Below are 17,852 nucleotides of genomic sequence, written 5' to 3'. Positions count from 1 at the left end.
CGTGGCGCTATTGCGTGCCGTCATACAAGATGACGGCATTTTTCCCCTGATGCTTTACCTGATAAAGCGCCTCATCAGCGCACTTTAATAACGTATCTAATTCACCGGTTTGCTCAGCCTCAATAACACATACTCCTATGCTTACGGTAAAAGGCTGCAACGTAACACTATCTGCAGATTGTTTTTCCTGCCGAAATTGCTCCGCCAGTTTTTGCTGGAATCGTTGCAGGGTGTTAACCACCTTAGCAGGGTTATCAAACAGCATGGTTAAACCAAACTCCTCGCCCCCCAAACGGCCAATAATATCTTCTGCCCGAAAAAACTCTTTCATACAGCAGGCCAGAAGGTGCAGTGACGCATCACCTGCGGCATGGCCAAATTTATCATTAATGCTTTTAAAATCATCAACATCAATCATAGCTACCGCCAGGCTTTGCCCTTTTCGGCGGGTCAGGCTTAAGAAAGAATTACTCATTTCCAGAAAATAACGACGATTAGGCACATCCGTTAACACGTCGTAATAAGCATGACGTTGCAACTTTCTGTTTGCGGCAATCAAGTCAACGGTGCGCTGCCGGACAACATCTTGCAGATTCTCTTTTAACTGTTTTAAATCGCGATTACGTTTTTCCAGCTGTTCCGCGTAAAAAGTCTGCTCCGTGACGTCACGCTCAATCGCAGCAAAATGGGTAATGTCACCATTGCGGTTTTTCAACGGAATAATATTCATATCGATAAAGTACGGCTGACCGCTTTTCGTATAATTCAATAATGTTTCACGCACAGCCTGTTTTTTGTCCAGCGAGGTTTTAATTCGTTCCCTGGCTGCTTTGTCGGTAAACTTTCCCTGCAATAACCTTGGTGTATCGCCAATCACTTCTTTTGCGCTGTAACCGGTAAGACGTTCAAACGCATTATTCACATAAACAATTTTGGGGCCTGATGGTTCTTCAATATCATCCGCCTCCGTAACGATAATAATATCGTCAGCACTTTGTACAATCTGTTCAAACGAAAATAAGCTACCGATATTTTCCAGGGCGTACAAGGTGACAACAATAAATGCCATGCCCGATTCAGACGACTTCTCTATTACCGCATTCACTTTAAACCAGTTGGTGTCGTCATGTTTAAAATCAAGCACGCCTACCACTTCGCCATACAATGAAGACTCTGAGGCTTTTACCTTATTAACCGGAAATTCTGATACATGTAATTGTTTATGATGCTCATCGATAAGATGCCACTGTGGATCTACCGCCACTGACCCAATTAACTGCTCGTAGCTTAAATTAAGCATGGTTAACGCGGTTGGATTGGCATACACCACAGTAGTGTCCCACTGATGCACAATAACGCCGATCCCTGCTGTATCTATCAGCCGGGCAAAATCAATGTTGGTTAACTCTGTGTGGTTATGCTTTAAATGATCCACTGTTGCAACCTGGCGGCGTCATGCAACTGACTAGACTTAAGGTGTAGTACAAAAAACTCTGGCTGTCAGCTCGGAACCAATGTTATCTTTTCGCTAACCTAAGCGCACACTGCAGTAGTGCTGTATACCTTACTGCGGCCAGCCAACTATCCGGAATCCGTTTCATGACCACACCAGCAAGTAGCTCACCCCGCCCGGTTAAGCAGAAAAAATCCGGTTTTTTAAGTAACATGATTTTTAATATTGTGGTACCGGCTGTTATTCTCAGCCGCTTTAGCAGTGAAGACACGCTGGGGCCGGTATGGGGTGTGGTCATCGCATTGGCTTTTCCGCTACTGTTTGGCCTGTGGGAGCTGGTTAAACTGGGCAAGGTAAACTTTTATTCGATCCTGGGCATTATCAGCGTCATGCTTACCGGTGGCATCAGCCTGTTGCAACTGGACCCTTCTTATATTGCAATAAAAGAGGCAATGATCCCGGCTATTATCGGTATTGTGGTGCTGGTTAGCCAGTACACACCTTTCCCGCTGGTAAAAAAGTTGCTGATTAACCCCGAGTTACTTGATACCGAAAAGCTTTATCAGGCGTTAGCTAAGCAGAGTAACCGCGAATTGTTTGAGCAACGGGTAGCACGCGCTGGCTATATTGTTGCCGCGGCCTTTTTTGTGTCGGCCACCCTCAATTATGTGCTGGCAAAAGCCATCGTAGTAAGCCAGCCCGGCACTACGGCGTATGCCGAAGAGCTGGGCCGGATGACCTGGCTCAGCTATCCGGTTATCGTACTGCCGGTCATGGTAATGCTGATGGGCGCCATTATTTATATGTTCAGCCAGATTGGTAAACTGACCAGACAATCGTTAGAAGACTTTATTCTGCAGTAGGTTTAGTTGCCTTTATATCAGATCTGAGCGCCGCTAATTCCTGCTGCAACAGTTGCATCTGCAGCAGGAGTTGCTGCTGCGTGGCCTGATCGGCATCATGCTCTTCTTTATGCTCTTCGTCATGCATGCTTTGCACGGCATTAACAATAACCGCGATAAACAGGTTTAGCATGGTGAAGGTAGCGATAAGTATAAAAGGCACAAAGAATGCCCAGGCATAAGGAAACTCTGCAATAACAGGCCGGGCGATACCCATCGACCAGCTTTCCAGCGTCATAATCTGAAACAGGGTATATAAAGACGCTCCAAGGCTGCCGAACCACTCTGGAAAGGCTTCACCAAATAACTTGGTTACCATAACCGCCGCTACGTAGTAAATCAGCGCCAGCACCATGGCAATCGACAACATGCCGTTGAGTGATTTAATTAACGCGCCAACTATTTTGCGCATAGAGGGCACGAAGGTCAGCACTCGCAATACCCGAAGCACCCGCAGCGCCCGTAACACCGCAAAAGGGCCACTGGCCGGCACTAAGGCAATACCCACTACAATAAAGTCGAAGATACTCCAGCCATCTTTAAAAAATGCTAACCGGTGTACATAAATACGCAGGCCAATTTCCAATACAAAAACGGCCAGAATTATTTTATCAAACAACAACAGCGCCGGACCGACCGCCTGCATAATGGCGTTAGAGGTTTCCAGCCCAAGTAATACAGCATTCAGTAAAATTAGCGCCAGCAAACTGCGCTGCACACTGCTACGCTGCAAAAAATGGCCTACTTTATGCCGAAAAGGGCTTACTCCGGGCAAACTGTTACTACTCATACCGCACCTCAAAATTAAACTGGCGCTATTGTATGTGAGTGCGTAAGCGTTGCCAAAAAATTCATTGTTTGCAGAGGGTACAAAACTTGCCGCACTGGAAAAGGTTACATAAGCTTAACCAGAAAATCGCAATCGGCGAAAGCCATTAACCTACAATTGTTGGAGCAAAATAATTCAGAGGGGTATTTGCGGTGAGAGATAATTTAGCCTGGTTGGGAAAGCGGGAAAAATCATTTTGGATGTTGCTGGCTCTGGTAACAGTGTCACTCTGGCTTTTTATGACTATTGCCACTGAAGTCACAGCGGGTGACGGTTATACTCTGGATGAAACCATACTGCTGCTGATGCGAGACGCTGACAACCTTGAAGATACCCTTGGCCCTCCCTGGCTGGAACAGATAGGCCAGGACATAACCGCACTGGGTGGCAATGCCGTGTTATCACTCATCAGTATCTGGGTAATGTTTTTTTTATTGCTCACCCATAAAGGTAAATTAGCCCTGGTGGTGTTGCTGGCAACAGGCGGCGCTTTAGTGGCTAGCCTGCTATTAAAAAGTGGCTTTGATCGACCCCGACCTGATCTGGTAGCGCACGCAACACTGGTTTATACCTCAAGCTTCCCAAGTGGGCATTCTATGTTAGCAGCAAGTGCGTATCTCACCATGGGCGCGCTACTGGCCCAATCGCAACCAAGAAAAAGAGTTAAAGCCCTTATCATTATCAGCTCAGTTTTTCTAACGCTGTTAATTGGGTTCAGCCGGGTTTACCTGGGCGTACACTGGCCAACTGACGTTGTTGCAGGCTGGGCTGCAGGCTCGGTATGGGCAGTAGCCTGCTCTTTTCTGGCGCGCCACATAACCAGGCTACCTTTGGAGGCTGACCCACACTAATGGTTAACGAATATAAATAGCTTACTAATAAAGGACGCTAAAATGTTTAAACTTACACACCCCAAACCCTGGGCCAAGATGGGCTATGCCGCCCGGGGCCTAATTTATCTGACAATTGGTCTGCTGGCTTTTCTTTCTGCCATGGGCTGGCAGGGAGAAAAAACCGGTAGCAAAGGTGCTATTTTAAACATTAAAGAACAACCTTTTGGTGAGTTTTTATTGCTCATTTTGGTTATTGGCTTGTTTGGTTATATTGTCTGGCGCTTTTTACAGGGCATAACCGATACTGACAATCATGGCCACTCTGCTAAAGGGCTGGCTATAAGAAGTGGTCTTGTTAGCAGTGCAATATCTCATAGCGTTTTAGCGTTTTGGGTTGTTAAGCTGTTACTTCACGAGACTGACGACTCGTCAGGACAATCTGCTTCAGCGACAGCTTCTGAATACCTTAGCTCAGATATAGTTACCGTACTGTTTGCAATAATTGGCATCGTAGTCATCATTGTAGGTATTGCTCATCTCGTTAAAGGCTTCAAATCCGGCTTTAAAAAATACATTGAGTTCCCAGCCGATAAAAAAAATTGGCTCGTTCCAATCTGTCGCTTCGGCCTGATTTCCAGAGGCATCGTGTGGTGCATTATTGGCTGGATTATTCTGCGTTCAACTTTCGTTGCAGGCAGCAATGAGGACAAAGGTATTAGCGAAGCGTTTGAGTGGCTTAGTACTGCGCCTTACGGCAGCTGGTTAATTCTTATTGTTTCAATAGGCTTGTTTGCATTTGGTATCTACAGCTTTATCGAGTCTCTGTACCGTCGAATTGATACCTAACTTAAGACACTTAAAGCACAACTGATTTTTTGGTGCCGCTTCATTAAAGAAGGAATATATCGTTGCAGCACGCATTGTTAATTGTTAACCCGCACAGCCGTAACGGCCAGGCTAAGGAACTGGAAGTAGCCATCGAATTACTCCGGGCCTCAGGCATTGAATTAACGGTTTATATCTCTGAGAGTGAATCTCAGATGCTTGCAAAAATTGCCGATTACCAGCAACAAAATGGTATCGTTATTATTGCCGGAGGAGATGGAACCATTAGCTCCGCGCTACACTCTATTTACTCGAATCAGCGCACACTGGCTATTTTACCGTTGGGAACCGCCAACGACTTGGCACGTTCGCTTGGCGTACCGCAGGAGCTTGCAGGTGCAGCACAGGTTATTATTAATGCAAAGCGAGAGCGCATTAATCTGGCAAAAGTGAACGACAAACTTTTTATTAATGTGGCGCATATCGGATTAGGTGTAGATGTAACCCATGAGCTGACTCCTGATAAGAAAAAATATTTTGGCGTGTTTGCTTATCTGGGCGCATTATTCAGAGCGATAAAACGTAACAGAAGTTTCAGCGTAAATATTGAAACTGAAGGCTGGAGCTACTCTGCCAAGGCGATTCATCTGGCTGTAGGGAGCAGTCGCTACTATGGTGGCGGCAATATCGTTGATAACGAGTCGACGTTACTGGATGAGCAGTTAAATTTATTTTGCATTAAAGCACAACCCTGGTGGCAATTATTACTGTTGGGCCCAAGCCTTCGAACTGGCAAACTAAAAAAGGCAGAGCGGGTTGTTTGCAGAACAGCAAAGGAATTCAGGATCCGAACCTCCAAACCGATACACGTTGAAGCTGATGGTGAGTTTAAAACAAAAACACCTGCAACCCTGGTAGTGTTGCCTCAGGCCATTGAAGTTATTGCAGGTGATATTCCCATGCCAAACACAAACAAGGTTTAATATGTCAATAATACGTTCTGACAATCAGGCTGACAGCCTGAAAATGCTGAAACTCGTTATCGAAACACGAGATTATTATCGTGCAATGGCGGAGTTGTTAGCTGAGCAAAATCTGCAAAACAGCCTTGATGAAATTGCCAACGAACGAGCAACCTACATCGAACCATTTGAAAATGTCGTAAGACAATTAGGTGAATTACCGGCCAAACCCGATCCCGATAAAGAATTTATGCAGCAACTTGGTGGAGAAATTACGAAATTATTTTCAAGTGACTCAACAAATTCGATTTTGGACAGATGCCTGGATAAAGAACAAGAACTTGCTGAGGTATTGAACCAAAGCTCTTTGGCAGAACAGTCGGCAGACTTCAAATCATTGCTCAACGCCTTGGCTAAGCATGTCCAAAACACAAAAAAACAACTTCATGCGTTAAAAAGTTAATGCACCACTGCTGGCACGCTAACCTCGGTCTAGTTTGCTGCTAAGCTAATGCCGCTTCGTTAAACCTGACAAACGCAGCTGTTAAATCTGCCAATAAATCATCGACATGCTCCAGCCCGATATGTAATCTGATAAGCGGCCCCTGGTATGGCCAGGTGCTGGCCGTACGTAGCTTTTGCAACGCCATGGTCGCCGTTACTAAGCTTTCATAGCCGCCCCATGAAAAGCCCATTTTGAAATGCTGCATGCCCTCAATAAATGCCGCTACCTGCTGTTGATTGCCCTGTTTTAACACAAAGGAAAACAAGCCATTGCTGCCGCAGAAATCACGCTGAAAAATAGCATGGCCCGGATGGCTGGGCAGTGCCGGATGTAAAACCGCCTCAACCTCTGGCCGTTGTGTAAGCCAGTTAGCAATAGTCAGGGCGCTTTGCTCGTGCTGCTGCAGGCGTACCGCTAAGGTGCGCAACCCGCGCAGTGCGGTGTAGGCATCATCGGCTGAGGCGCAATAACCCATTAAATAACTGTGTTCACGCAACTGAGGCCAATGTTTTTCATTCGCACTGGCAGTTCCCAGCATGACATCGGAATGACCCACTATATACTTAGTGGCTGCCTGAATGGAGATATCTACTCCCAACTGAAACGGCTGGCATAAAATGGGCGACGCCCAGGTATTGTCTAAAATAGTGACTAAATCGCGCTGCTGCGCCACCGCGCAAATGGCCGGTATGTCCTGTATGTCAAAAGTAAGAGAGCCTGGAGACTCCAGAAAAATAACTTTGGTGTTGGCTTTAATTAAACCTTCGATAGCACTGCCAATTTGCGGATCATAATAGCTGGTTTCGATACCGTAGCCTTTGAGCAACTTATCACACAATGCCCGGGTGGGTTCGTATACGCTATCGACCATCAGCAGATGATCCCCGCTTTTTAAAAAAGCCAGCAAGGCACCGCTTACCGCGGCGGCACCACAAGGGTACAACGCACAACCTGCCCCGCCTTCGAGCTCGCAAATCGCCTCTTGCAAGGCAAAATGGGTATCGGTGCCACGCCGGCCATAAAAAGGCACCCGGTTGCCGCGTTGCAAGGTGGCTTGTTTCAGTTCGCTGAAGGTATCGAAAACAATAGTAGACGCCCGCACAACCGGCGGATTTACCGCATAGCCGGTATATTTTTTTGCCCGGCCGGCATCGATAAGTTTAGTGTTTTTATGCATTTTTACCCCACTGCGACCTTAGTTGGATAGATAAGACATCTGGATGTCTGTAGCATGCTAACCTGTTTTTACTAAAAGATCACGATACTAAAACACAGCCTGCTGATCGCTTCGCTGTTAACAACAGTATTGCATCATAAAAACAAAGTTTGCAGAAGTTTGACAAGCGTTCTGCCGCCACCTACGGTTTAAAGATAACAACAAGGAGTTAACTATGCGCAGTGCTGCACTACACCCTCTGGTACTGGCGATCAGTACTGCTTTACTTAGCCCCGCCATGCTGGCGCAGGCGCAGGAAAACAGCAACCCAAACGCTGACGAACAAAAAATTGAACAAATTGTGGTTACCGGCACCCGGGTAGCCGGACGCTCGGTGGATGATACTGCAGTACCGATTGATATTGTTAGCGTGGAAACACTGGAGCGTTCCGGTTCTACCGAGCTGAATCAGGTATTATCTGTGGCGTTGCCATCGTTTAATTTTCCACGCCCTGGCCTGGCAGATGGTACTGATACCATTCGTCCCGCCACCTTACGTGGCCTTGGCCCGGACCAATCGCTGGTGCTGGTTAATTCCAAAAGGCGCCATGCCGCTTCACTGGTAAATGTTAACGGCACCGTGGGCCGCGGCAGCTCGGCAGTCGATTTGAATACCATACCTACCGCTGCCATTCGCAGTGTTGAAGTTCTTCGCGATGGCGCTTCAGCTCAATACGGCTCGGATGCTATTGCCGGGGTAATTAACGTTAGGCTGCGTGACGCCAGCGAAGGCGGCAGTGTTAGTTTGTCTTATGGTTATCGGGATTCAGAATATACAGTGCCCACTACCCCGCCACCAGCCAACGCCACCTGGAGTGCACCTGGCGAGATAAAACGCAGTGTCAATGATGGTGAAACTCTCAATCTATCAGGCTGGAAAGGCTTTGCCCTGCCGAACAATGGTTACCTTACCCTGGCTGCAGAAATTAAAGATGCAGAGCGCACCGAGCGCGGCGGTTACGATTACCGCCAGCAATACCCATTAATTGACGGCGAGTATGATCCCCGCGAGCAAACAATTGAACGTTTTAACGCCTGGTACGGCGAGCCGGAACTGCAGCAATTTACCTTGTTTACCAACGCCGGCATGATGTTAGACGATGGCAAACTTTATGGCTGGGCCAGCTTTCAGGATCGCTCAGCCCGCTCTGGCGGCTTTTACCGGCGGGCCCAGGATGACCGCAATGTGATTGAAGTTCACCCGGACGGCTTTTTACCCATTATTGCACCTGAGGTAACCGACACCAGTTTTGCCGTTGGTTATGAATGGGAGCTGGCCGAGTGGAGTATGGATGCCTCTGTGGTTTACGGCATGAATGAAATGGCCTTTACCATCGAAAACACCGTAAACCGCTCCATTGGCCCCAGCAGCAAAACCGAGTTTGATGCCGGTGGTTTTGATTACGACCAGTGGGTGTTTAACCTATCGGGTGTAACCTCTTTTGATGTTGCCAGTTTTGCATCGCCAGTTAACCTGGCCACTGGTATTGAAATTCGGCGCGAAGGCTACTCTATCTTCGCCGGTGAACCTGACTCCTATCGTAATGGCGGCGTGTTGTTGCCTAACGGCAATCCAACCCAGTCTGGCGCTCAGGTATTTCCGGGTTTCAGGCCTGCCAATGCCGTTGACGAGAGCCGGCGGGCAATCGGCGTATATGTTGACTTAGAAGCCAACGTTACAGATAACCTGCTGGGTTCGGTAGCCTTGAGGGCAGAGGACTATTCTGATTTTGGTAACAATGTTACCGGCAAACTGGCACTGCGTTACGATGTCAGTGACAGCGTTGGTTTGCGTGGCAGCGTCCAGAACGGATTCAGGGCACCATCATTGCAACAACAATATTTTACCAGTACGTCGACAAACTTTATTGGTGGTATCCCGTTCGATATTACGACCTTCCCGGTTAACGATCCGGCGGCTATAGCGTTAGGTTCAAGCCCGCTGGATGCTGAAGAGTCCATTAATCTTTCGCTCGGTGCGGTATTCCGGCTTGGAGATTTAACCTTAACCATTGATGGCTATCAGATTAATATTGACGACAGAATAGTGTTATCAGAAAACCTGACCCAGCCTAACGTGCGTGCCTATCTGGAGTCACTGGGGTTAATTGGTATTGGTGGCGGTCGCTTCTTTATCAATGGCGTCGATACCGAAACGCAGGGCATTGATATTGTTGCCAATTATCCGGTTTTTACTGCAGATATGGGCCGCTTTGACTTAACTTTGGTGGCAAACGTTAACAGTACTGATGTTACCAGCACACCAGAAACAGCCGAGTTGTCGGCGCTTGATCCGGCGCCGGAACTGTTTGGCAGGGTGAATGTGCTGACCTTTGAAAAAGGTAACCCAAAAAACAAGTTAGGTGCGCATGTTAACTGGAGTTTAGACCGCTTTGGTGCCACTTTCCGGGCAACCCGCTACGGTGAGGTGTTAACGCCTAACGCCAACCCCGCCAATGATTTTACCCTGGATGCAGCAACCTTAATTGATGTGGAAGCACGCTATCAGCTAACCGATAATATGAAATTGGCATTTGGCGCCGATAACCTGTTAGACGAATACCCGGATGCCTTTCCCATTAATTTAAACGGTACCGGCAACACGCCGTTTTCTAACTATTCACCCTATGGCCGCTCTGGCCGGCTGGTGTATGGACGGGTAAGTTACGATTTTTAACGAGGGGGTTTAAGCAAAAACCAAGGCGCTTTGCGCCTTGGTTATTTCAGACCGTTAAGCTCAGCGGTGGTAATTAGCCGTTCCAGTTCCGGCCTTGCAAAATAGTAGCCCTGATAATAACGAATACCCAGGCCCAATAAGCAATCCAGCTCCACCTTGGTTTCTACCCCTTCGGCCAGTACCAGGGTGCCTTGTAACTCACACTGGGCAATGGTTTGTTCAATAATAAACTGTTTAGCCGGGTTGCTCTGAATATTGCGGATCAGTTCCATATCCAGTTTTAAGATATGAGGCTTAAGCTCAACCAGCCAGTCGAGCGTGGCGTAACCCGCACCGTAGTCATCAATGGCGGTTTTAAAACCACGCTTTGCATAACTGCGGAAAATCCGGTTTAAATGATCTTTATCCGGAATTTGTTCACCTTCAGTCACTTCAAATACCAATTTGGTTAAATCGAACCCGTATAAATCTGCCGCTTCAATGGTCGCTTTAATACAGGTTTCCGGATTGTAGACCGCATTGGGTAAAAAATTGATATTCAAATAAGTGCTGCAGCCTAACTTAGCGGCCGTTTCAATTGCTTTTACCCGGCAAGCCTGGTCAAAATAATACTTGTTATCGTCGTTAATGTGCTCAAACACCCAGCCAGCCCCCTGACCTTGTGGGCCTCGCACCAAGGCTTCATAGCCACAGATAACCTGATACTTCCAATCGATTATCGGCTGAAATGCCATGCGGATCTGAAAACCTAACGACTGACCACTTAAACAGTCGCTGCAGGTTTGTTGTTTAATTTGAGCAGGAAAATCCATCAACAACCTTAAATCTTAAAAAAACCCAGATAAACTTTAGCGATTTTTCAGCGTTATTACCAACTAAAGATCGGTAAAAACGTCAATCTGCCGCAACATCAAGACCAAGACCAAGACCAAGACCAAGACCAAGAGCCAAAGCATAAACTCAAATTGAACACTGAGCGGCTTGCTCTGCTGAAGGCCTAAAAGCTACGACGCCATTTTCATGGCCTGGCATAGCAAAAATGCGCTGTTGCTGCATAATTAAATTGAAATTTTATAACCCCTTTCTGCTGGGCCATCGTATCACTCTGCGTTGACTAACCTGCCGCTATGATAAGCCCGCTACTTTGCCAAACCAGCCGCATAGCAGGCCAAAACTGGCAAGCGCAAGCCAGAGCTGTATAATAGCCGGCAATACCCTACAGGGCCTGATGCCAAGTATGAAATATAAAGACCTACGTGATTTTATCAGTCAGTTAGAACAGCGCGGTGAACTGGTGCGGGTAACCGCAGAAGTAGACCCGGTACTGGAAATGACCGAAATTGCCGATCGCACCCTGCGAGCAGGCGGCCCGGCTATTTTATTTGAAAACCCCAAAGGCTACAGTATGCCGGTACTGGCCAACCTGTTTGGCACGCCGCAACGGGTGGCACTGGGTATGGGCCAGGAAAATGTCTCTGCACTTCGGGAAGTGGGAAAGCTGCTGGCTTTTTTAAAAGAGCCCGAGCCACCAAAAGGCCTGAAAGACGCGTTTAGTAAGCTGCCGTTATTCAAACAAGTGCTGAATATGTCACCGAAACAGGTAAAAAAAGCGCCCTGCCAGCAAATAGTGCTAAGTGGTGATCAGGTTGATTTAAGCCAGCTGCCGGTAATGACCTGTTGGCCGGGCGATGCGGCACCCTTAATTACCTGGGGCTTAACCGTCACTAAAGGGCCGCACAAAGCGCGGCAAAATTTAGGCATCTACCGCCAGCAAGTGCTGGCCAAAAACAAACTGATTATGCGCTGGTTATCGCATCGCGGTGGTGCACTGGATTTCTATGAGTTTCAAAAAGCCAATCCGGGAGAAAACTATCCGGTGTCTGTCGCATTAGGTGCCGATCCGGCGACTATTCTTGGCGCTGTGACGCCCGTACCGGATACCTTGTCAGAATACGGTTTCGCCGGCTTGCTGCGCGGTGATAATACCGAAGTGGTTAAATGTATCAGCAACGATTTGCAGGTGCCGGCCAGTGCCGAAATAGTACTGGAAGGCTATATTGCACCGGGTGAAATGGCACCAGAAGGCCCTTATGGTGACCATACCGGTTATTACAACGAAGTAGACAGCTTTCCGGTATTTACCGTGACCCACATTACCATGCGAAAAGACCCGATTTATCACAGCACTTATACTGGCCGGCCGCCAGATGAACCGGCTATTCTGGGCGTGGCATTAAATGAAGTGTTTGTGCCGATACTGCAAAAACAGTTTCCGGAAATAACCGACTTTTACCTGCCCCCTGAGGGTTGCTCATACCGGTTGGCAGTAGTTACCATGAAAAAGCAGTACCCTGGCCATGCCAAACGGGTAATGATGGGCGTCTGGTCTTATTTACGCCAGTTTATGTATACCAAGTTTGTGATTGTCTGCGATGACGATATTAACGCCCGCGACTGGCAGGATGTTATCTGGGCCATTACCACACGGATGGACCCGGCCCGAGACACCACCCTGATAGAAAATACGCCGATTGACTATTTGGATTTTGCCTCGCCAGTGTCCGGCCTTGGATCAAAAATGGGGATGGATGCCACCAACAAATGGCCGGGCGAAACCACGCGCGAATGGGGCGAACCCATTGTTATGGACTCGCAGACTAAACAACGGGTAGATTCCATCTGGGACAGCCTGGGCATTGTGTTGCCCTCAAAGGACACTACGCTGTGAGTTTTACCGTAACAGTGGTTCCTGCAAAGCTTAGCTTTGCCGTACAGGACGGCGAAACCATTCTTGGCGCGGCACTACGCAGTGGTATAGATTTTCCAAACCGCTGTCGCCAGGGCGTTTGCACCAGCTGCGTCTGCAAGTTAAAAAGCGGTAAAGTGCGCTACAACGAGCCACAACCACTGACTGAAGTAGACAAACAACAGCAGTTTACTTATTGTTGCCTGGCATACCCGGTAAGCGATGTAGTATTGCACCACCCTTTTATCAGTGGCTAATTACCGTTAACCAATACGCCACCAGAACATGAGAGTTTTATGACCAACACTGCCAACACCTCTGCTATTGCCTGCAAGATACATTCGGTAGCAGCGCTGACCTCAGGTATCAGCAAAGTCGTGTTAAGCCCTGAGCAGGCGGTTGATTACCGTGCCGGCCACTATTTGCAACTGGTGTTAAGTGCTGCCGATAAACGCCCTTTTTCGATTGCCAGCATTGCCAGCAGCAACCTGCTGGAATTGCATATTGGCACACCGGCAGGTGATACCTGGTCAAGCGCAGCCCTGACCCATATTGAGCAGCAATTTCAGGCGGGCTTACCGGTAATGGCAGAAATTGGTCTGGGCCAGGCGCAGCTTCGTGAAAATAGCAAACGACCGGTGATATTACTGGCAGGAGGCACTGGTTTTTCCTACGTTTATGCCATTGCCCAGGCGTTACGTGCAGCCAACACCAGCCAGCCGGTATATTTGTACTGGGGTGTTCGCTCAGAAGACGCTTTATATTACCAGCAACAGCTGCAGCAGTGGGCCAGTAGCAGTAAACAGTTCCGCTTTATCCCGGTAGTACAGCAACCCTCTGCTGACTGGCAGGGCCGCACCGGTCTGGTACATGAAGCCGTACTAGCAGACTTTGTGTCATTGGAGGCCTACGATATTTATATTGCCGGCCCTTTTGCCATGGCCGGAATAGCCCGCGATGCCTTCACAGAACAAGGCGCTCATCGCGAGTATATGTTTGCTGATGCTTTTGCTTATATTTAGACTGGTTTGGCCAGTGGCGATATGCCACAATAATTGCACCCGAAACACAGACAGAGCCCGGATATGACTCACCAAACCTTAATAAAAGTACGCGGTTATCATTTAGACATTTATCAGCATGTAAACAATGCGCGTTATCTGGAATTTCTGGAAGAAGCTCGTTGGGGCTATCTGGAAGACAGTGGCGATATCGAGTGGTTTGCCAGACATAACCTGGCGTGGATAATTGTTAACATTAATATTAATTACCGGGTAGCGGCCACTATGGGCGACACCTTGCAAGTATTTACTCGCTTTAGCAAAATTGGTGGCAAAAGCGCCGTGGTTACACAGGAAGTGCGGATTGCCGGCAAAGATGCCATTGCCGCTGATGCCCAGGTGACCATTGTTTGCCTGGATCAAAAAACCGGTAAGCCGGTGGTTATTGACGGCGAATTAAAACAGCGGCTGGAGCAACATCTGCAGGAATAACTAAAATAGCGGCTGCGTGCCGCTATTTTAAGCGATGTTACATAAGCAGTCTTTTTAGCTCCAGCGCAGGTGTGTATTGTTTAGCAATTGCCGCTTCAAGTAACGCGAGTCCCGCCTCGCGATCGCCTTCAAGTAGCATCCTACTGCCTGCCCATGCCATCGCTTCAGCATCTTGCTCCTCAACCAAAATATGTTCCCAGCGTTGGTCGTGAGGCGCCACAATCCGTTGCGCAGCCTTACTGCCGTTTCTGGCAGCTTTGTCCCACCAGAACCGAGCGGTTAAACTGGGTGGTATTGTCATTATTGGCATAACAAGTACAGACTCTGTCTGCCGTTCAGCTGACCTGTTGAGACGATAAACATCCGACTCCAATGTTCCCGTTAACTTTAAGCCAATCAGCGTTTGCAGCTTATTTTCATCTGAAAAGTCAGTTCTTAGCAGCTCAATGATGGTGCCATCTTCTGCAACCCGCACTTCTGCATTGCCGACAAAACCGGAAAAATCCGCTGTTACCTGGCTCATTGTCCTGAATGCTGACAAATCAAGCTTGGCGCTGACCGGCATGTCATTATCGATAACGCTTAGCTTTACTTTTTGGGTATCTAACAGTTGCAACAAACTTCCAAGTAAAAACTGATGCTGGGCCGATCCCAATAACGCGCCACGCCAAAGTTGATGCTGTTCTATGAGTAACTCTACCGCATCAATGTTCAACTCCTCGTTAAGCGAATAGTCAAGTCGAGTGGTGAGTATTTGCTTTGCACCCGTTGCCTCATACCGCCAGGTTTTTAATGCACGCAACGCACTTTGGTCAAACGTCTTTTCCGGGAATGCATCCATAACCTTCGCAGTTTTCACGACGCCTTGCTCATCGACGAGAAAACGCAGTGTAACGTAGCCAATTGCACCAGTGCGGTAGGCATTTAAAGGGTAAAGCGGTGCTTCTCGTTTAATGGGCGACGGTGATAAAACTGCATCAATATTGCTGCTATGTGGCAATAGCCACCACCTGGCAACGTGTTGTAACTTTACTAATTCCTGATCTGCTCTGGCTAACTGTGTATCGTCCAGGTTTTGCTGCAATTGTGCTATGACTTCTACTGTATTTGTATGTCCCAGTGCCGCGCCAAGTTTGAAGTAAGCTAATGCCATACTGTAGTCAACAGCGATACCCTCGCCGTACAAATGCATCGTAGCGAGATTAAAGGCGGCATCTTTATTTCCATATGGGATTAATTGGGTGAATTGTACTTTCGCCAACGCGTAATTCTGAGTTTGGTGAGCTTTCACTGCCTGTAACCAGTCTGCCCGCAGTGGGCTAGTCATCAAAACGCCAACAATAGCCAACCATACTCTTACCATTTTTTGCTCCAAGACAATTTACCGCCCGTTTACAAGCAATATAAGTGATGTCAGGACCGATTACAAAGACATTCATCAATGCTGGCTAGCAGGTGTTCACAGCTTTTTGATATGTTTGTCTAATGCCTGCTTTAGCAGTTCACTGGTTTTTATTTCATCGCCGCATGGCATTTTTTTTGCCGCCATCAGCGCTTCAAAACCATCCAGCATTGGGTCGCCCACAACGCAAACCCCTTTTCTGATACGAACAATCTGCCGACCGTCATCCAGCTGGGCAATTACCTGTTGTGCCGGGTTCTCACTAACCGGCCAGTGCTTTTTATCCACCGTTAGCCGCGGTTGTTGTCTTTGTAAAAACTGCTGATAGCTGGCCGATGCAGCGCGATCGATTGCTGCGTAGTCTGGTTTTGCGACTTGGTTCAGTGCTCGTTGCGCCAGGCCTTTTCCTTGAACTAACGTTTGGTCATCAGCTGAACGGGTAATGTGGCCAGCGACATCTGGCGTTATCGTGGGCGGATTTAATTCTGGCCGCGAGCTTCCTGCGCTACCATCTCTGACAATAGTCTGCTCGATCAATTCATCGGCTATTCTTTGCTCATCCGTCAATGGATTGTCCGGCAGAGTGGCTTCAGGGGACTGTTTTGCAGCGGGCTGCGGCTGATACAGGAAAGATATTATGGGCTCAGCGACCGGCGACGCAGCAGGCTCGCTGAATTTTGATGTTAGCAGCAACGCCAGAATGACGATATGCAGTAAAACGGCCAGCAAAACCGCGTTGCCATATTCACTGATCAAGCGCTGTAAAGGGTGTGTAACAGCTGCCAAAAATTGCTGCCCAGGGGTGAAACTGTTAGGTCAGTCTCAGACCCTGATGGCAGCAATTAGTTTCGTTGCGGTATTAACTTAGCGACAGTTTTCTATTAGTTAATAAGGATTAGCCGGGCTATAAAAGACACTGTTATTGCCATTAATACTCAGCCTGCTCGGCGGCACCGAGCTGGTATGGTTAAACAGGTGATAATGGTTGCCGGCGCGCAATGTGTAGTACAACATATCATCAATAATTACCGGTTTTGCACATTCCGTTTGCCGGAACATCGTTTGTTGATCAGAGCGTACTATGTAGACCTCATGTTCGCCGAAAACTTCAGTATGGCCATTACGTTCTACCCATAACGCTGTGCGCTCTGACACGCCAATACCCGTTAGCAGATGTTGCTGGTGGTGACCAAGAAACACCATAAGCCGGCCCATTCTGTCGCGTTGTTTAAAATGGGTATCGGCAAGGGTATTACCCAGCATTGGCGCGTTTAAAAAATCGGGGCTGAACGCAATATTGGTATCACAAAAATCTTGTACCACCTCTTGTGACACCGCACTGCCAACGCCATCAGGATTATAAATAATACTACTGAGAATGGTATTGCCCGCCGAAGTGCCACCAATAATGGCGCCGCGCTGATAAGCAGCATGCAGTGCCTGTTGCAACGCAGTATTTTGCCAATTTGAAATATAAGTAGACTGATCCCCTCCAGCAAACCAGATAAACTCGGCACTTTGTACTGCCCATCGCACATAGTCGCTATTGGCTTTATCTCTGCTATCAACCAGCAACGTTTCCACCGAAGCGGCCTGCAGTAAGTGTAAGAAATAATCGTTATAGCCGGCAGCGCCCTGAGTGCGTAACACCAGTACGTTGCCACCCTGGATATAAGGGCGTACTTTGTCGCTAAAAATGCTGTCTACGTCAGTACTGCCGCCCATCAGAATAATACCAGCATCAGCGGGTACCAGCGGCACACAAACATCTTCGTTGTAGCCAACGGCATATCGCTGCAATACTCCCGGTTTTGCTGGCCGCGGCCCAAAGCCACATTGTTCTGCATTCGCTAATGCGCCCAGCGCTGGGACAGCGTCTGTGCCTGAACCTTGCTGGCTGCAACCGGCTAACAATAACAGTAGTGACATCATATAATATTTCATCTTTGCTTAACCTTTTAATCAGCTTGCCACCTCAGGATAGCAAGCTGTATTTCTCTACTAAAGCT

The 17,852-nt window shown here is 47.9% G+C and carries 17 protein-coding genes; 10 read left to right on the top strand and 7 right to left on the bottom strand.

The genetic code is table 11. The features are described from left to right. Positions 1–7: 7 nt before the first annotated feature. Positions 8–1,435: a diguanylate cyclase gene (locus B2X65_RS10770; protein ID WP_290612531.1), complete on the bottom strand. Its 1,428-nt coding sequence runs from the start codon at positions 1,433–1,435 to the stop codon at positions 8–10. Positions 1,436–1,599: 164 nt separating this feature from the next. On the opposite strand from B2X65_RS10770, the gene B2X65_RS10765 reads away from it, so the two are divergent. Beyond that, entirely contained in the window at positions 1,600–2,316 is a 717-nt protein-coding gene (locus B2X65_RS10765) for a VC0807 family protein (RefSeq protein ID WP_290612530.1), read from the top strand. On the opposite strand, the gene B2X65_RS10760 is transcribed toward B2X65_RS10765, so the two are convergent. Further along, complete coding sequence (locus B2X65_RS10760; protein ID WP_290612529.1) at positions 2,303–3,145, bottom strand: ion transporter; 843 nt, start codon at positions 3,143–3,145, stop codon at positions 2,303–2,305. The genes B2X65_RS10765 and B2X65_RS10760 overlap by 14 nt on opposite strands. A 191-nt stretch (positions 3,146–3,336) precedes the next feature. On the opposite strand from B2X65_RS10760, the gene B2X65_RS10755 reads away from it, so the two are divergent. The 4 genes from B2X65_RS10755 (at position 3,337) to B2X65_RS10740 (ending at position 6,267) form a co-directional block, all read left to right on the top strand. Further along, positions 3,337–4,035 carry a phosphatase PAP2 family protein gene (locus tag B2X65_RS10755; RefSeq protein ID WP_290612528.1) on the top strand — a complete coding sequence of 233 codons (699 nt, stop codon included), beginning with the start codon at positions 3,337–3,339 and terminating at the stop codon, positions 4,033–4,035. A gap of 42 nt (positions 4,036–4,077) precedes the next feature. Next, positions 4,078–4,863 carry a DUF1206 domain-containing protein gene (locus B2X65_RS10750; protein WP_290612527.1) on the top strand — a complete coding sequence of 262 codons (786 nt, stop codon included), beginning with the start codon at positions 4,078–4,080 and terminating at the stop codon, positions 4,861–4,863. Between the two features lie 62 nt (positions 4,864–4,925). Beyond that, the gene (locus B2X65_RS10745) at positions 4,926–5,825 is read left to right on the top strand and encodes a lipid kinase (protein WP_290612526.1); all 900 of its coding nucleotides are present in this window, start codon (positions 4,926–4,928) and stop codon (positions 5,823–5,825) included. Between the two features lies 1 nt (position 5,826). Then, entirely contained in the window at positions 5,827–6,267 is a 441-nt protein-coding gene (locus B2X65_RS10740; protein ID WP_290612525.1) for a hypothetical protein, read from the top strand. 40 nt (positions 6,268–6,307) lie between these two features. Here the strand turns inward: B2X65_RS10740 and B2X65_RS10735 are convergent, their stop codons facing one another. Beyond that, complete coding sequence (locus B2X65_RS10735) at positions 6,308–7,486, bottom strand: cystathionine beta-lyase (protein ID WP_290612524.1); 1,179 nt, start codon at positions 7,484–7,486, stop codon at positions 6,308–6,310. A 214-nt stretch (positions 7,487–7,700) separates the two neighbouring features. Here B2X65_RS10735 and B2X65_RS10730 point away from each other — a divergent pair, with 214 nt between their 5' ends. Next, entirely contained in the window at positions 7,701–10,202 is a 2,502-nt protein-coding gene (locus B2X65_RS10730; RefSeq protein WP_290612523.1) for a TonB-dependent receptor plug domain-containing protein, read from the top strand. 41 nt (positions 10,203–10,243) lie between these two features. On the opposite strand, the gene B2X65_RS10725 is transcribed toward B2X65_RS10730, so the two are convergent. After that, positions 10,244–11,014 carry an EAL domain-containing protein gene (locus B2X65_RS10725; protein ID WP_290612522.1) on the bottom strand — a complete coding sequence of 257 codons (771 nt, stop codon included), beginning with the start codon at positions 11,012–11,014 and terminating at the stop codon, positions 10,244–10,246. Positions 11,015–11,439: 425 nt separating this feature from the next. On the opposite strand from B2X65_RS10725, the gene ubiD reads away from it, so the two are divergent. From ubiD to B2X65_RS10705, 4 genes are all read left to right on the top strand, one after another. Then, positions 11,440–12,930 (top strand): 4-hydroxy-3-polyprenylbenzoate decarboxylase, encoded by a 1,491-nt coding sequence (gene ubiD, locus B2X65_RS10720; protein WP_290612521.1) that lies wholly within the window; start codon positions 11,440–11,442, stop codon positions 12,928–12,930. Next, entirely contained in the window at positions 12,927–13,205 is a 279-nt protein-coding gene (locus B2X65_RS10715; RefSeq protein ID WP_290612520.1) for a 2Fe-2S iron-sulfur cluster-binding protein, read from the top strand. Before ubiD ends, B2X65_RS10715 begins: the two co-directional genes overlap by 4 nt. Positions 13,206–13,244: 39 nt before the next feature. Next, the gene (gene fre, locus B2X65_RS10710) at positions 13,245–13,970 is read left to right on the top strand and encodes an NAD(P)H-flavin reductase (protein WP_290612519.1); all 726 of its coding nucleotides are present in this window, start codon (positions 13,245–13,247) and stop codon (positions 13,968–13,970) included. A 63-nt stretch (positions 13,971–14,033) separates the two neighbouring features. After that, complete coding sequence (locus tag B2X65_RS10705; RefSeq protein WP_349678709.1) at positions 14,034–14,441, top strand: acyl-CoA thioesterase; 408 nt, start codon at positions 14,034–14,036, stop codon at positions 14,439–14,441. A 37-nt stretch (positions 14,442–14,478) separates the two neighbouring features. Here B2X65_RS10705 and B2X65_RS10700 read toward each other — a convergent pair whose 3' ends face one another. The 3 genes from B2X65_RS10700 to B2X65_RS10690 all read right to left on the bottom strand — a co-directional run bounded on the left by B2X65_RS10700 (position 14,479) and on the right by B2X65_RS10690 (position 17,787). Continuing rightward, positions 14,479–15,768 carry a TonB family protein gene (locus B2X65_RS10700; protein ID WP_290612517.1) on the bottom strand — a complete coding sequence of 430 codons (1,290 nt, stop codon included), beginning with the start codon at positions 15,766–15,768 and terminating at the stop codon, positions 14,479–14,481. Between the two features lie 132 nt (positions 15,769–15,900). Next, positions 15,901–16,629, bottom strand: a complete 729-nt coding sequence (locus B2X65_RS10695; RefSeq protein ID WP_290612516.1) for a cell envelope integrity protein TolA — start codon at positions 16,627–16,629, stop codon at positions 15,901–15,903. A 99-nt stretch (positions 16,630–16,728) separates the two neighbouring features. Next, positions 16,729–17,787: a cyanophycinase gene (locus B2X65_RS10690; protein WP_290612515.1), complete on the bottom strand. Its 1,059-nt coding sequence runs from the start codon at positions 17,785–17,787 to the stop codon at positions 16,729–16,731. Between the last annotated feature and the right edge of the window lie 65 nt (positions 17,788–17,852).

The sequence above is a fragment of the Arsukibacterium sp. UBA3155 genome (assembly GCA_002364615.1).
GTDB lineage: Bacteria > Pseudomonadota > Gammaproteobacteria > Enterobacterales > Alteromonadaceae > Alishewanella.
The sequence above is the reverse complement of the archived record's forward strand: the minus strand, read 5'-3'. Positions and strand labels throughout refer to the sequence as shown.

Excerpts from the sequence above, each read along its gene's own strand:
- B2X65_RS10765 (WP_290612530.1), top strand. The coding sequence starts at position 1,600 with ATGACCACACCAGCAAGTAGCTCACCCCGCCCGGTTAAGCAGAAAAAA.
- B2X65_RS10760 (WP_290612529.1), bottom strand. The coding sequence starts at position 3,145 with ATGAGTAGTAACAGTTTGCCCGGAGTAAGCCCTTTTCGGCATAAAGTA.
- B2X65_RS10750 (WP_290612527.1), top strand. The coding sequence starts at position 4,078 with ATGTTTAAACTTACACACCCCAAACCCTGGGCCAAGATGGGCTATGCC.
- B2X65_RS10740 (WP_290612525.1), top strand. The coding sequence starts at position 5,827 with ATGTCAATAATACGTTCTGACAATCAGGCTGACAGCCTGAAAATGCTG.
- B2X65_RS10735 (WP_290612524.1), bottom strand. The coding sequence starts at position 7,486 with ATGCATAAAAACACTAAACTTATCGATGCCGGCCGGGCAAAAAAATAT.
- B2X65_RS10730 (WP_290612523.1), top strand. The coding sequence starts at position 7,701 with ATGCGCAGTGCTGCACTACACCCTCTGGTACTGGCGATCAGTACTGCT.
- B2X65_RS10725 (WP_290612522.1), bottom strand. The coding sequence starts at position 11,014 with ATGGATTTTCCTGCTCAAATTAAACAACAAACCTGCAGCGACTGTTTA.
- ubiD (WP_290612521.1), top strand. The coding sequence starts at position 11,440 with ATGAAATATAAAGACCTACGTGATTTTATCAGTCAGTTAGAACAGCGC.
- fre (WP_290612519.1), top strand. The coding sequence starts at position 13,245 with ATGACCAACACTGCCAACACCTCTGCTATTGCCTGCAAGATACATTCG.
- B2X65_RS10705 (WP_349678709.1), top strand. The coding sequence starts at position 14,034 with ATGACTCACCAAACCTTAATAAAAGTACGCGGTTATCATTTAGACATT.
- B2X65_RS10700 (WP_290612517.1), bottom strand. The coding sequence starts at position 15,768 with ATGACTAGCCCACTGCGGGCAGACTGGTTACAGGCAGTGAAAGCTCAC.
- B2X65_RS10690 (WP_290612515.1), bottom strand. The coding sequence starts at position 17,787 with ATGAAATATTATATGATGTCACTACTGTTATTGTTAGCCGGTTGCAGC.